Here is a 12,671-nt window from a genome sequence, read left to right on the forward strand (position 1 = left end):
AGGAGGCTGTGCGCGGCCGAGCGGCGCGATCATCGCTGGCCGGATGGGTGGGGTCCACGCCGTGGCGACTGCCGGTACTTGTGCTTCGTCGGCGGGGTGCGGCTCTCGGGTGATGCCTACCCGGCCGGAGAGGCAGAGGATCGGTCACGCATTGGCCGCCGTGACGGCGCCGGTGGTGCCGTCGATGGTGATGGTGCTGTCGTCGTGGAGTCTGCTCGTCGCGTTCGGGATGCCGAGGACCGCGGGGATGCCGTGCTCGCGAGCGACGATCGCGGCATGGGAGAGCACGCCTCCGGTTTCGGTGATGACGCCGGCCGCGATACGCAGCAGCGGCGTCCAGGCGGGGTCGGTGAAGGGGCAGACGAGGATGTCGCCCGGGTGCACGCTCGCGAAGTCGCCGGGACCGCGGACGATCCTCGCAGGGCCGGTCACGACCCCGCGGCTGCCCGGTGTTCCAGTCAGCGTGGGCGCGGCGGCCGAAGTGCGACCGGCAGGCGAAGGCCACGCCGGGGGTGCGGCGGTGACCGGCCGTGCCTGCAGGATCCAGGTACGTCCATCGGCGATCGCCCACTCGACGTCCTGCGCTCCACCGCGTACGGCGGCGATCTCCTTGCCCAGCTCGGCGAGCAGTGTGGCGGTCGCGTCGTCGATTGCCGGCCGGTCGCGGGCACGGATGGGCACGTCGGACATGACGAGCTGCCTGCCGCGCCGGTCAAGGCGGGTCCGTTTGTGCGCGACCGTGCGAGTGACCGACCCGTCCTCGGCGACGCGATAGGCGTCAGGGGTGACCGTGCCGCCGACGATGCTGGGGCCGAGCCCCCAGGACGCCTCGATGCGGATCGCGTCGTGCGGGTCCGCGGGCGTGAACATGACCCCGGACACCTCGGCGTCCAGATGGCGTTGCACGAGGACGGCCATGACGAGATCGTCGAAGGGCCGGCCACCGCGGTCGGAGGCGCCCCGGTAGTCGATGGCGCGCGAAGTGAACAGCGAGGCCCAGCAGGCGCGCATGGCGTCGGTGACCGCGCCGACTCCGCGCACGGCGAGAAAGCTGTCGTGCTGACCGGCCGCCGACGCCTGGCCGGTGTCCTCATGCGCGGCGGACGATCTCACCGCGACGGGCGGATCACCGAGCTTGTCGAGCGCGCGTCCGAGCGCGTCGATCAGGGTGGCGTGGACCGGGCGGGCCTCGATCGCCCGCCGCACGGCGTCGAGATGGTCCGGCTCGCCGGCGAACCGCTCGAGGTCCAGGTCGCGGACGGCGGCGCGGTAAGCGGCGAACGACACGACGAAGCCGTCGGGAACCGGCAGTCCTGCGCGAAGCAGCGCGCCGAGCGCACCGGCCTTGCCCCCGCACGTATCGGCGGCAGCCGACATGAGGGGTACGATCATCCACTCCGCCTTTCAACGAAAGATTGACAACAATTTCTTGATTGTGAATCATGAAGGGCATGTCACGCAAGCAGGACATCACTCACACCGGGCGCGCAGACTACGCCCAGGCCGACCGCGAGCACGACGCGAGCGAACGCCTTCTGCGCCTGGGCGCGGACGAGCTCGACGCCCGTCCGTGGCGCCCCTCGCCGGCCCCGCCGTCGGCGGTCGACCTCGTCCAGTTCGCCGTCTGGCGCAACGCCGACCTGGACCCGGAGGACGTCCTGAGCGTGCTGGCCCTCCTGCCCGCCGCACGCGCCGAAGTCGAAGGACTCGAATCCGCCCTGCTGTTCACCGCCCGCAGCGCCGGACTGACCTGGGCGCAGATAGCGAACGCGATGGGATTCAACTCCCCCCAGGCGTGCCAGCAGCACTACACCCGCCTGACAACGCGACAGGACGCCGGCTCGTGACGCGCGACTCTCCGCCCGGCCTGCTGGTCCTGCACGCGGTGCGCATCCTCGGGTTCGCGGACACCCCGATGATCGCGCAGCGGTACGGGCTCGACGCGGCCCAGACCGAAGAGCTGCTGCGCGACGCCGAGGCGCGCGGCTGGGCCGGGCACGCCGCCTTCGCCGGCACCGCGGGCTGGTCGCTGACCGAACCGGGCCGGGCCGAGAACGAGCGCCAGCTCGCGGCCGAGCTCGCACGCGTCGGCGGCGCCGACGAGGTCCTGGACGTCTACCGCGAGTTCCTCCCGCTGAACGCCCTCCTGCTACGAGCCTGCACCGACTGGCAACTCCGGCCCACCGCCGGCGACCGGCTCGCCGCCAACGACCACTGCGATCCCGCCTGGGACGCCAAGGTCCTCCACGAGCTCGCCGCCATCTCCCGCGCGCTCACGCCACTGGCCGACCGGCTCGGGAGCGTCCTGACACGGTTGGGCGGATACGACACCCGATTCACCGCAGCCCTGGCGCGCGCCAGAGCCGGGGAAAGCGCCTGGGTGGACCGCACCGACGTCGACTCCTGCCATCGCGTCTGGTTCCAGCTCCACGAAGACCTCATCGCCACGCTCGGCCTCAACCGGCACGCGCAACCTTGACCTGGTCGCATGCGTACGTCCGCCCGGTCTCGGGCCTGAGGAACCGGAGTCGAGCCCGCGCCACTGCTTGATCTGGTTGATGCAGCGTTCCGCCGTGTTGCGCTGCTTGTAGAGGTCTGGATCATGGCTGGCCGAGAGGCCTCCGCGAGAGTCGTGCTTCTTGCGGTTGGCCGCTTGGTCGGTCTTCTCCGGGATGACAGCGGCCGCCCAACAGGCAGGCGGATCTTGATACGGGCCAGGACGGTGCGAAACTGCGGACTGTCTCCCGCATGGCCCGGGGGCAGGACGAAGGCCAGCGGACGGCATTGCCGGCCGGCGGCCAGGTGAACCTTGCTGGTCAGCCCACCCCGTGACCGGCCCAGGCCGCTTTCAGCCGGATCCGGTGCCGCAGTCGTAACCGCTGGCGTCCGGTGCGGTCCCCGGCCGCGCCTTCGCCGAGCCCGCCATCCTTCGGCTTTTGCCCCGTTGGCGCAGCCCCTTTTCCTGCTTGGCTGCTTCTTCCAACGCCTGCACCAGTTCGGGATCAAGGGCCATCCCGGCGGCGTGGTGGTGGGCTCGAGCGGTCGTGGAGTCCACGCTGACCAAGTCGAGATCGGCCTGCCCACGAGCCGCCGCCTCAGCGATCATCGCCTGTATCAACTGCTCGAAGACACCCGTTATCGCCCACAACCGGAACCTGTTGTAGACCATGGCCCGTACTCGGCGGGCAGATCCCGCCATGGACTGCCGGTGCGAACCCGCCACATCACCGCATTGAACTGCTGCCGCAGATCCGGAACCGGGCCCCGCTCACCCAAGGGCAGGTGAGGCTCGATCAAAGACCATTCCGAATCAGTGAGGTCTCCACGCGCCATGGCGATGGCCTACCAGGACCTCCGACCTCAACGCAGGCGAATCTCTCTGATCTCAACTTCGTACAGGTCCCAGGTCCAGCCCGGACGCGCCCGGATCGCACCTCACCGTTCGACGAGACGAGCGCCGAACGGTGAGATCGGCGCGTCGCCTCACATTCCCGGCTGCTGTGTCGTCGGACTACTGAGACGCCATCCAGCACGCAGCCCGTCGCCGTCTTCGCCCGTCCCACAGCCGTCAAGGAGTCACTCATGTTCTTACGCGTCGCGATCACTCTGCAGACCCTGGCTCTCTTCGCCGCCCCGATCACCGCCGGACTGTTGTTGTCCTCGCCCGGCGGACGGACCTTGCACAGTGTTTCGGCGTACGGGGTGTTCTTCGTGGCGCTGTTGCACCTGGTCGCCGCGATCTTGGTCTGGCGGCCGGGCGGCGGCTCGACCAGGCCCATGCTGTACGCGGTCGGGTTCTTCGGGCTCACACTGGCGCAGATAGCTCTGGGCATCGCGGGCGCGAAGACCCTGCACGTCCCCTTGGGTGTGCTGTTGTTCGGCATGAGCGTCCTTCAACTCAGCCAGGTCTGGGCGGACCGCAGCGCTCACGTGGCCGCCGCAGGTCGATAGCGACGTTCACGCGGCTCCAGCGAGGACTTCCGCCGGCAGGGCTTGTCTCGTGGCGCTCAAGGTGCACAGTGAGCGTGTGGGGCCTGCTTCCCTTCTGAGGGCGTTCTTCGTGGTCCACTGGGCGCTGCCGAGTGCGGCGGCGGTCGTCTCGGGTCTGTCGTTCGGCCACCATCCCCTCCTGGTGGCGGGGGTGGCGCTGGCCTGCGTGGCGTTGCGGCCCATCCACATGGGGCCGATCCTGCGAACGGTGATCGTGGTGTCCGTGCTGTCGCCGTTGTGGTCGGCCTCACTCGAGCTCTACGAATGGATGGTGACCAAGGTCATCGAGGGCTGGGAGTTCATCGGCACGTTTCCTTCGATCTTCCTGCGGGTCCCCGGCCGCCTCCTCTACATCGTCCTGTTCCTGGTCGTCGCCACCGTGGCCGGATTTCTCCAGGTCGTACTCATCCTCGGCCCCTTGTTCGCGCTCATCGAACTGGAGAGCCGTGGCCGGCAGTACTCACGCGACAGGCGGGCCGGGCGCGTCATGGCCCTCCTCGAAGATCCCACCGGAGGGCCGCCGCCGCGCTTCTCGCTCTACCTGCGGCCGTTCGCGACGACCGGCCACCTGGCCAGCAACGCCGTGGGTGTGCAGGCGAGCGCCACCGAGCAGCCCGGAAACATCCAGACCGACTTCGAGGCGATCCTGGCCGCCGCCTTTCCCGCCCACCTGCCGCTGATCGCGCTCGGCCGACCGGGCACGCTGCTGCCCACCCGGCCCGAAGGTGTGAACACCTGGCCGATCAACCGCACCTGGGACATCCCCGGCACCGGCAAGGTGGCATGCACGGAGGACGACTGGCAGGACAAGGTCAAGCTGCTGGCCAGGCAGGCCGAGCTGATCGTGATCGTCCCGCTGGCCTTCGCCGGGACGGTCTGGGAGATCAGGTGGCTGCATGAGAACCGGCTGCTGGACAAGTGCGTCTTCGTGATGCCCGCGACCATGGAGGGCGCGCGCGACTACTCCGGGGCATGGAAGCAGGCCACGCGGGTGCTGAGATCACTCGGCGTCCGCCCTCCCGCCTACCAGGAGTCAGGGCGACTGCTCATGGTCGCGAAGGGCCAGGACGTCATGCGGTCGCTGCCGTCCTTCGTCCATGCCCCGCTGCCGCGCGCCACCGCTCTGCTGCTGCAGTTCGCGTTCCTCCGCAGGAGACGGCGGGAACTCGCGGGAGGTCGACGGTAGCCGTCCCCGCAGGCATCTGCGGCCAGTCCGCAGAGCTGCCCGATGATGACCGGATCCACGCCGCCGACTGTCAGATGGCCGCGAAGTGAAGGGGTTCGGGGACGGCTCGCGGCCCCATCCCGCGGTGTGCTCTCACTCGCCGCGCCGCCCTCCGCTCCTCGTCGGGAGACATGACCTCGTCGTGGCAGGTCGGCCGAGCGGAGATCGGTTGCGTGACTCTCGTGGCGGAGTGTCGAATGGGATCGGGCACATGGGCGAGACGTCGGCGAACCCCTTGGAGAGGCAATGAGGCCGTTAGCCATCGCATTGGTAGCGGTCCTGCTGGCCGCGGGCTGTTCGACGCCGAGACGGGACAAGATCACGGTCGCGTGCGGCGCGAGCGAGCGATGGTGCGCGATGATGGTCAAGCGGTTCTCCGATGCCACCGGCGTGGAGGCCGACTTCGTCCGGCTGTCCAGCGGAGAGGCGCTGGAGCGGATCAAGGCGGCCAGGGCACGGCAGGAGTTCGACGTCTGGCATGGCGGTCCGGCCGACTCCTATGTGGCCGCCAAGAGTCAGGGACTGCTGGAGCCGTACAAATCTGAAAAGGCCGGTGAAATTCGGCAGGGGTGGGCTGATCGGGACAACACCTGGAGCGGGATCTACGCCGGCGTGCTGGCCTTCTGCAACAACACCAAGGAACTGGCCAAGCGGGGCATGCGGCCGATCCGCTCCTGGCGGGAGCTGCTGGACGAGCGGCTGCGCGGCGGCGTCGCCATCGCCCACCCTGCCACCTCCGGAACCGCCTACACCGCGTTGTGGACGCGTGTGGAGCTCGGCGGCGGCGATCGCGAAGCGGCCCTCGGCTACCTGCGCAGCCTCCATCCGAACGTGCTGAGATACAACTCCTCCGGCAGCGCCGCCGCCCTGCAGGCGGCCAAGCAGGAGGCGGCGGTCGGCGTGGTCTTCTCGCATGACTGCGTCGCCGCCCAGGAACAGGGCTATCCGAACCTGCAGGTGACCTTCCCTCAGGAGGGCACCGGTTACGAACTCGGTGGCCTGGCCGTGCTGGCCGGGGCTCACAACCCCGACAGCGCACGCGAGTACGTCGACTGGGCGCTGAGCGGAGCATCCCAGCGACTGGGGCCGCTGGTGAACTTCTACGCCCTGCCCACCAACACCAAGGTGCCGGCGCACTCCAAGGCGGCCGACCCGGCGACGGTCAAGCTGGTCTCCTACGATGTGGAGGTCGCGGGACGCGCCAAGCAGGCGCTCGTCGACAGGTTCAGTGCGGAGATCGCCCGGCCGCCTGCCTAGGAGCAGCCCTCGAACTGCGGAACGGAGACCACCGACAGGTCGATGCCCGACCTGCCGAACCACTTGTCCAGCAACATGTGCGCCGTGCCGTCCTGGTACATCTGGGTGATGGCCCGGTTGAGCTCCTCACAGCCGTCCACGTCGCCCTTGCGCACGCCGATCGCCGTCCGTTGCTCGTTGAAGGTCGCGCCGACCAGGTGCAGGTCGACGCCCGGCTTGGTGAGCAGCCCCGCCAGGATCTGGCTGTTGGTGGAGATGGCGTCGATCCTGCCGTCCTTGATCATCTCCAGGCAGACGTTGTAGTCGGGTGCCGGGACGGCGATCGCCTCGACCCGGCGCTCGTCGACGATCCGCTGGGCGATGTTCGTGCCACGCACCCAGCAGATCTTGCGGTCCTTCAGGTCGCGGACGTCGCGGATGACGCCCTTGTCGGCCGGCCGTACCGCGATGTCCTGGAAGTCGACGTGGTACGGCCCGGCGAAGTCGATCACCTTCTTCCGCTCCGGAGTGACCGACATGTGGGCGAAGACCAGGTCGGCACGCCCGTCCGTGAGGACGGTGAGCTGGTCACCTGCTTTGATCTCCAGCCAGCGGATCCGCTTGCCCAGCCGGGAGACGAGATCCTTGGCCACGTCGATGTTGAAGCCGTCGTAGGCGCCGTCCTGCCCCTTGAAACTGATCAGCGGGACGTCGGAGCGGATGGCGACGATCAGCTCGTCCTTGCCCACGAGGGATTCCGGCCGCGCGGCGCCGCAGGCGGTGAGCAACAGGATCAGGCAGATCAGCACTCGTCTCACCGGTACTCCCTGAGTCGTGGCCAGACGCCGACCAGGACGAGCAGGGCGCCGGCGGCCAGCCCGGCGGGGATCGACCGCCAGAGCGTCTTCAGGGCGCCGTCGCCGCTGTCGATGGCGCGCTCGAAGTCGGACTCGTGCCGCCGGACCAGCTCCTCCAGCACCTTGTCGTAGCTTTCGTAGGCCTGGGTGAGCTCGCCGTCCCAGAACCTGATCGCCGCTTCGGCCTGCATGGTCCGCATCCGCGCGTCGGCCTGCTGGAACCTTTGGTAGACGGCGAAGAGTCGTTCCCTGTCCTGGCCCGTCAGCCGGCCGAGCAGTCCCTGGAAGTTCGCATGCAGCCTGCTCTGGTAGTCGGGCAGGCTGGTGGACTCGACGGCCGCGATCGTCCGGGACTTGTCCAGGAAGGTGTGTTCGTAGGTGTCCTTGCGGAAGCGGTCGAGCAGGTAGCGGCTCTGGTCTCCGTGCATGCTCTTGCTGATCGCCCGTGCTCTGGTCAGGGTGAGCACCGAGTCGAACCCGCTTCGCTTGGCCTCCTCCAGCGCCTGGCCCTGCCGGTCGAGCAGGACCGTGCCGGTCACCAGACCGGCCGCGGTCAGCACGGTGGCGACCACCAGGACCGGCGCGAAGACCCGGCGGAACCTGCTGGTCAGGTAGGCCTGCAGGCCCAGCAGGCAGGCCAGCGCGAGCAGCCCGGCGACGATGACCGCGGAGCGGGCCAGCGAGGTGGTCGAGCGCTCGGCGTCGTGCGCGCGCCTGACGATCGTCCCGGTTTCCAGGGTCAGGTTGTAGGCCTGGGGGAGCAGTTCGCGGTGCATGAGGTCGGTGGCCTTCTGATAGGCCTCGACCACGGTGTCGGGCGGCTGTCCCGCGGTGTGCTCGGACTGCATGTCCAGCAGCCGTGCCTGGGCCGCCAGCCGTTCGTAGCGGCCCAGCCCCTCGATCAGCGACTCGACCGTGCGTTGCTCGACGGGGTTGTCCAGGGCCAGACGGTAGGCCTTCAGCAGGCTTTCGGAGATCTCCAGCCGCCGCTGGTCATAGCCGCTCAGGTCGGCCTGCTGCTGCGGGCCGTACTCCCTGCCCAGCAGCAGGGTCTCGGCCACCAGCGCGTCCATCTCCGACATCTGCCGATGCAGGCCCGTGGTGGCGAGCACCTGCGGCCCTGCGTCATGCCCGATGGTGCGCAGGCTGGATCCGGTACTGGCCGCGCCGGCCAGGATCGCGGCCAGCAGCAGGACCAGCGTCGTCAGGGACAGCCCGGCCAGCGTGCGCACCCGTCTGGAGACCGACTTCTTGCGCCGGACCGGAGGCACCGCCGTCACCGTCATGGCCTGCTCCGGCGGGAGACGCCGGGATCGTGGACGTGCACCGCGCCTCCCGAGATCGACTCGTGCTGGAAATCGAGCATGGCTGCGGGCGCGGCAGGTCCGCAAGAGGTGTGGCCGCCCCCGAGGAGATCGACCTGCGCCCCTGTCTCCAGGCCCGACTCCATCCGGGAGGCAGTCGGCGGGACCGCCTGGCGACCATGACCGATTTCGGCGCGCCGAGGGCTGCACCGATGTTCCCCGAGGCCCACCACCTGCACAGCGATCCACCCTTACAAGCGGCACTTGCCCTTCCCTCATGACCTCGCGCACCTGCGGAGGCGCGGGATCTGTGCGAATTTCAGGAGAGTCGGCCTGCTGACGTCGTCGCAGAGTGGGCTCGTAGGATCGCCGGCATGACGCTGCGGCCTGTTCAGGTGAACATCAAGGCTCTTGATCACTCGGCGGTCGGCCGGTTCTGGGCGGAGGTGCTCGGCTGGAGTGTTTCCCGCGAGAGACCTGGCGTGAGCACCTACGTTGGACCCGTCGGCGGCTTCGTTTGGCCGGACCCGGTCGCCGTCTGCGTCGACGTCGTCACCGTCCCGGAACCCAAGACAGCAACGAAGAACCGTGTGCACCTCGATCTCGCCACCACCTCTGCGGCCCATCAGGCGGAGTTGGTCGCACGCCTCCAGGCTCTCGGTGCGACGCCCGCCCACGTGGGCCAGGGCGAAGTGCCGTGGACGGTCCTCGCCGACCCGGAGGGCAACGAGTTCTGCGTGCTGGAGCCTCGGGAGATCTACCGGGACACAGGGCCGATCGCCCGGGTGGTCATCGACTGCGCGGATCCGCAGGTCATGGCCCGGTTCTGGGGCGAGGCGATGGACTGGACCCTGCACGAGGTGACCGACGATCATGCAGTGTTGCGCTCCGCCAAGGGTGTCGGCCCGTACCTCGAGTTCCTCCGCACGCCTGGCGTGAAGACCGTGCCAGACCGCGTCCATCTCGACCTGCTGCCGTACCCCGGTGGCGACAAGGCAGCGGAGGTGGCCCGGCTGCGGGTCCTCGGCGCCACCGACCTCGACCTCGGTCAGGGCGACGTCCCGTGGACGTGCCTGGCCGACCCGGAGGGCCACGAGTTCTGCGTCCTCGCCCTGTCCTGACGCGGAGCCTCGACGACACCCCGACGTTGGGCCACGCCCACGTAGCCGTACGATCACCCGATGACCGCGATGTCGATATACCAGAGCCTGGCGATCCTTCACCGCGCCGCCGAATCCGGAACGGTCATCATCACGGCGTCGGAGCCCGCCTCCGCCGAAGCCGTCCGTGACCGCGAGACAGGGCTGAAGCCCCATTTCGGAACCGTCGACTGGACGGCTCCGCCCAGCTACCGCGCTTTCCTCGCCGAGCACAACACCTTTGCCTGTAAGCGCTGGGACGTCTCATCCAACGGGTACGTCGAGTTCGTCGTCGTCGGTGACGACGCCATCGTCGAGCTGAACTCCAACCTCGTGCATATGCCCGAGCATGTGGACCGCGGTGACGGCCGGTGGCTGTCCACCAACCACCTGGTCGGCTTCGCCCTCGCCGACGCGGACAACGAGGCGGTCTGGTGCTTCGATGTCACCCAGCCGGACGCAGACGGCGAATACCCGGTCTACTACCACCACTACGACGATCAGGAAGGGCGCGCACGCTACGTTGAGGGCGGGGACTGGGAGGACCTGGCCAACGCCACCCCAGACTTCGCCACGTTCGGCGCCTGGCTGGAGGCGATGGCCAACGCGTTCACCGCGCCTGAGCCACCGAGCTGGTTCGGGCAGCTGGGCTCTCCGGGCTTCTACCCGGGGCCGTAGGAGGCGCCACGCCGGACCGGGGCGCCCTGCCGTGATCACTCACGGTGGGTTTCCCCGGCCCGTCCGCCGCATCCGGTGCCACAGGTCTGGAGCGCGGTCGGCTCTTGCGGTCAATCCGCCGGCCGGCGGATCTGGCTCGCCTCGCGCAGGGCCGCCCACGTATCCGCCACGGGACCCATGTGCCGAAGCTTGTCGGGGTTGATCACCGTGCGGATCGTTTGGATCTGTCCGTCGAGTACGTCGAGCGCCCAGGTGCTGAGGACCCTGCCGTCCGGGTCGCGGAAGATCGCGCCCGGCTGGCCGTTCACCTGGTGCTGCTCCACGACACCACCGAGTCTGACGAACAGTGGGACGAGCGTGGCGAGCACCCGGCCCACGTTCTCGGCGCCGAGGAAGACGGGCTTCCACTGCGGGGCCTTGCCGCCGCCGTCGCCGACCAGCTGAGCGTCGGCGGCGAGCAGCGCCCGCAGCCCGTCGACGTCGCCTTCCCTGAAGGCGTCGAAGAACCGCTCGGCGAGTTCCTCGCGCCGCCTCCTGTCGGCCTCGAACCGGGGTCGGCCCGCGTCCATGTGGCGGCGCGCCCGCACCGCGAGCTGCCGGCAGGCCGCCTCCGAGCGCCCCACCGCCGACGCTATCTCCGGAAAGCCGAACCCGAACACCTCCCGCAGCACGAAGACCGCCCGTTCGAGCGGGCTGAGCCGTTCGAGAAGGAGCAGGGCCGCCATCGACAGCGAGTCGGCCAGCTCCGCCGAGCGCTCCGGGTCCTCGTAGGGGTCGGACAGCAGCGGCTCGGGGAACCACGGCCCGACGTACTCCTCCCGCCGGACGCGAGCCGAGCGCAGCACGTCGATCGAGATCCGGGTGACCACGGCCGACAGGAACGCCTTGGCCGACGCGGGTGGTGTCGGGGAGGCCTCATAGCGCAGCCAGGTCTCCTGGACCGCGTCCTCGGCCTCGCTCACGCTGCCCAGGATCCGGTAGGCGATCGAGAACAGCAGCGGCCGCAGCTCCTCGAACTCCTCGGCGCGGGTCATGCCGGCTCTTCCTTGCGGCCCTGGCGCCACGAGGGGTGGCGCGGCTCCCGTTCGGCCTTGGTGGCGGAGAAGCCGCGCCCCGCGGTCGTCACCGCCACCTGCCCGGCCGGCGGCCGGGCAGGCCAGGTAGCGCTCGCCGCGTCGTCGAGGTGCACCCGCGAGCGGTACCCGGCGCCGCCCCTGACGACCGGGACCTGCAGCGGCTCGGTGGTTGCCGTCACCACGGGACCGAGCCGTCCTCGCTGAAGAACCCGGCGGTCGGCCCGTCCGCGCCGAGCGTGGCCAGGCGCACCAAGACCGCGGCGCCCTGCGCGGGGGTGAGGTGCCCGCTGTGGTTGTTGCTGTCCGTGTCGACGTAGCCGGGGGCGGCGGCGTTGACAAGGATGCCGTCCTTCCGCAGCTCGTTGGCGTACTGCACGGTCAGCGCGCTCAGCGCGCTCTTGGAGGGCGTGTACGCGGCCGACGGCAGCAGTGCCGCGAAGGGGCCGTCCTGGTCGCTGGTGAGGGTCAGCGAGGCGGCGTGACTGCTGACGTTGACGATGCGCGGCGCCGGCGAGCGCCGCAGCAGCGGCAGCATGGCGTTGGTCACCGCTATCACCCCGAAGACGTTGGTCTCGAACACCGTCCGGACCATGTCCAGGTCGACGGAGCTGGGGACCTGGTCGTGGGCGTCCTCGGGCGACACCTGACCGGAGCCGGTGATGCCGGCGTTGTTGATCAGCACGTCGAGGTGGCCGAAGCGCTCCTCGATCTGCTTCGCGGCCGCCCGGGCGGTGGCCGGGTCGGTGACGTCCAGGGTGATCGCGTGCACATCACCGCCTTCCGCGCGCAGGTCCGCGGCGGCCTGCTCGCCGCGCCGCGGGTCTCTGGCGCCGATCAGGACCGTCATGCCCAGGGCCGCGAGTTGCGCGGCGGCCGCACGGCCGATCCCCTTGTTCGCCCCGGTGACCAGCGCGACCTTCTGCTGTGTGGTGTGCCCGCTCATGACCAAGCTCCTTGCCATAGGAGGGGTGTCCTTCTCAGAACCTGCCTTCGAACCCGAGACGAGACAGCCCGGCCTCCTGTGACATGCACGCAGAAAACAGCTGGGGCGACGGGGCGTGCGGCTGCCGTGTCCTTCACTGTCGCAACCGCACACCCGGCCAGGCGAGCAGTAACCCATCCGCCGGATCGTCGAATCGGTCGACGACACCCTCGAAGGCCCACCC

The 12,671-nt window shown here is 69.5% G+C and carries 15 protein-coding genes; 7 read left to right on the forward strand and 8 right to left on the reverse strand.

The window, feature by feature from the left end; all coding sequences use genetic code 11:
• Positions 1-144: 144 nt before the first annotated feature.
• The gene (locus AC3EO4_RS27915; protein WP_431898531.1) at positions 145-1,392 is read right to left on the reverse strand and encodes a PEP/pyruvate-binding domain-containing protein; all 1,248 of its coding nucleotides are present in this window, start codon (positions 1,390-1,392) and stop codon (positions 145-147) included.
• A gap of 59 nt (positions 1,393-1,451) precedes the next feature.
• On the opposite strand from AC3EO4_RS27915, the gene AC3EO4_RS27920 reads away from it, so the two are divergent.
• Positions 1,452-1,847 (forward strand): DNA-binding protein, encoded by a 396-nt coding sequence (locus AC3EO4_RS27920; RefSeq protein WP_431898532.1) that lies wholly within the window; start codon positions 1,452-1,454, stop codon positions 1,845-1,847.
• Complete coding sequence (locus AC3EO4_RS27925) at positions 1,844-2,479, forward strand: transcriptional regulator (RefSeq protein WP_431898533.1); 636 nt, start codon at positions 1,844-1,846, stop codon at positions 2,477-2,479. The genes AC3EO4_RS27920 and AC3EO4_RS27925 overlap by 4 nt, the downstream gene beginning before the upstream one ends.
• Before the next feature lie 369 nt (positions 2,480-2,848).
• Here AC3EO4_RS27925 and AC3EO4_RS27930 read toward each other — a convergent pair whose 3' ends face one another.
• Both AC3EO4_RS27930 and AC3EO4_RS27935 read right to left on the reverse strand, forming a co-directional pair.
• Entirely contained in the window at positions 2,849-3,169 is a 321-nt protein-coding gene (locus AC3EO4_RS27930) for a hypothetical protein (protein WP_431898534.1), read from the reverse strand.
• Positions 3,136-3,333, reverse strand: coding sequence for a transposase (locus tag AC3EO4_RS27935; protein WP_431898535.1), 198 nt, complete (start codon positions 3,331-3,333; stop codon positions 3,136-3,138). Before AC3EO4_RS27935 ends, AC3EO4_RS27930 begins: the two co-directional genes overlap by 34 nt.
• Positions 3,334-3,582: 249 nt before the next feature.
• Here AC3EO4_RS27935 and AC3EO4_RS27940 point away from each other — a divergent pair, with 249 nt between their 5' ends.
• From AC3EO4_RS27940 to AC3EO4_RS27950, 3 genes are all read left to right on the forward strand, one after another.
• The gene (locus tag AC3EO4_RS27940; protein ID WP_431898536.1) at positions 3,583-3,951 is read left to right on the forward strand and encodes a hypothetical protein; all 369 of its coding nucleotides are present in this window, start codon (positions 3,583-3,585) and stop codon (positions 3,949-3,951) included.
• A gap of 76 nt (positions 3,952-4,027) precedes the next feature.
• The gene (locus AC3EO4_RS27945) at positions 4,028-5,176 is read left to right on the forward strand and encodes a hypothetical protein (RefSeq protein WP_431898537.1); all 1,149 of its coding nucleotides are present in this window, start codon (positions 4,028-4,030) and stop codon (positions 5,174-5,176) included.
• A 285-nt stretch (positions 5,177-5,461) separates the two neighbouring features.
• Positions 5,462-6,472, forward strand: coding sequence for an ABC transporter substrate-binding protein (locus tag AC3EO4_RS27950; RefSeq protein WP_379580571.1), 1,011 nt, complete (start codon positions 5,462-5,464; stop codon positions 6,470-6,472).
• Here the strand turns inward: AC3EO4_RS27950 and AC3EO4_RS27955 are convergent.
• Together AC3EO4_RS27955 and AC3EO4_RS27960 are read right to left on the reverse strand one after the other, a co-directional pair.
• The gene (locus AC3EO4_RS27955) at positions 6,469-7,269 is read right to left on the reverse strand and encodes a substrate-binding periplasmic protein (protein WP_379580573.1); all 801 of its coding nucleotides are present in this window, start codon (positions 7,267-7,269) and stop codon (positions 6,469-6,471) included. The two genes, AC3EO4_RS27950 and AC3EO4_RS27955, sit on opposite strands and share 4 nt — an antisense overlap.
• Entirely contained in the window at positions 7,266-8,594 is a 1,329-nt protein-coding gene (locus AC3EO4_RS27960; RefSeq protein WP_431898538.1) for a hypothetical protein, read from the reverse strand. Before AC3EO4_RS27960 ends, AC3EO4_RS27955 begins: the two co-directional genes overlap by 4 nt.
• Positions 8,595-8,986: 392 nt before the next feature.
• Between AC3EO4_RS27960 and AC3EO4_RS27965 the strand changes: the two genes are divergently transcribed.
• Both AC3EO4_RS27965 and AC3EO4_RS27970 read left to right on the forward strand, forming a co-directional pair.
• Positions 8,987-9,733: a VOC family protein gene (locus AC3EO4_RS27965; protein WP_431898539.1), complete on the forward strand. Its 747-nt coding sequence runs from the start codon at positions 8,987-8,989 to the stop codon at positions 9,731-9,733.
• 60 nt (positions 9,734-9,793) lie between these two features.
• A complete protein-coding gene (locus AC3EO4_RS27970; protein WP_379580577.1) occupies positions 9,794-10,429 on the forward strand; it encodes a hypothetical protein in 636 nt (211 codons plus the stop codon).
• A 110-nt stretch (positions 10,430-10,539) separates the two neighbouring features.
• On the opposite strand, the gene AC3EO4_RS27975 is transcribed toward AC3EO4_RS27970, so the two are convergent.
• Genes AC3EO4_RS27975 through AC3EO4_RS27985 form a run of 3 tightly spaced genes read right to left on the reverse strand, consistent with a single transcriptional unit; the run spans position 10,540 to position 12,448 of the window.
• Entirely contained in the window at positions 10,540-11,463 is a 924-nt protein-coding gene (locus AC3EO4_RS27975; RefSeq protein ID WP_431898540.1) for an RNA polymerase sigma-70 factor, read from the reverse strand.
• Entirely contained in the window at positions 11,460-11,687 is a 228-nt protein-coding gene (locus AC3EO4_RS27980) for a hypothetical protein (protein WP_431898541.1), read from the reverse strand. Before AC3EO4_RS27980 ends, AC3EO4_RS27975 begins: the two co-directional genes overlap by 4 nt.
• Positions 11,681-12,448, reverse strand: a complete 768-nt coding sequence (locus AC3EO4_RS27985; RefSeq protein ID WP_379580583.1) for an SDR family oxidoreductase — start codon at positions 12,446-12,448, stop codon at positions 11,681-11,683. Before AC3EO4_RS27985 ends, AC3EO4_RS27980 begins: the two co-directional genes overlap by 7 nt.
• Positions 12,449-12,671 lie beyond the last annotated feature (223 nt).

This window comes from Nonomuraea sp. bgisy101 (genome assembly GCF_057708945.1).

Coding starts and splice junctions, on each gene's coding strand:
- AC3EO4_RS27915 (WP_431898531.1), bottom strand. CDS start 1,392: ATGATCGTACCCCTCATGTCGGCTGCCGCCGATACGTGCGGGGGCAAG.
- AC3EO4_RS27960 (WP_431898538.1), bottom strand. CDS start 8,594: ATGACGGTGACGGCGGTGCCTCCGGTCCGGCGCAAGAAGTCGGTCTCC.
- AC3EO4_RS27930 (WP_431898534.1), bottom strand. CDS start 3,169: ATGGTCTACAACAGGTTCCGGTTGTGGGCGATAACGGGTGTCTTCGAG.
- AC3EO4_RS27975 (WP_431898540.1), bottom strand. CDS start 11,463: ATGACCCGCGCCGAGGAGTTCGAGGAGCTGCGGCCGCTGCTGTTCTCG.
- AC3EO4_RS27970 (WP_379580577.1), top strand. CDS start 9,794: ATGACCGCGATGTCGATATACCAGAGCCTGGCGATCCTTCACCGCGCC.
- AC3EO4_RS27935 (WP_431898535.1), bottom strand. CDS start 3,333: ATGGCGCGTGGAGACCTCACTGATTCGGAATGGTCTTTGATCGAGCCT.
- AC3EO4_RS27950 (WP_379580571.1), top strand. CDS start 5,462: ATGAGGCCGTTAGCCATCGCATTGGTAGCGGTCCTGCTGGCCGCGGGC.
- AC3EO4_RS27965 (WP_431898539.1), top strand. CDS start 8,987: ATGACGCTGCGGCCTGTTCAGGTGAACATCAAGGCTCTTGATCACTCG.
- AC3EO4_RS27940 (WP_431898536.1), top strand. CDS start 3,583: ATGTTCTTACGCGTCGCGATCACTCTGCAGACCCTGGCTCTCTTCGCC.
- AC3EO4_RS27920 (WP_431898532.1), top strand. CDS start 1,452: ATGTCACGCAAGCAGGACATCACTCACACCGGGCGCGCAGACTACGCC.
- AC3EO4_RS27985 (WP_379580583.1), bottom strand. CDS start 12,448: ATGAGCGGGCACACCACACAGCAGAAGGTCGCGCTGGTCACCGGGGCG.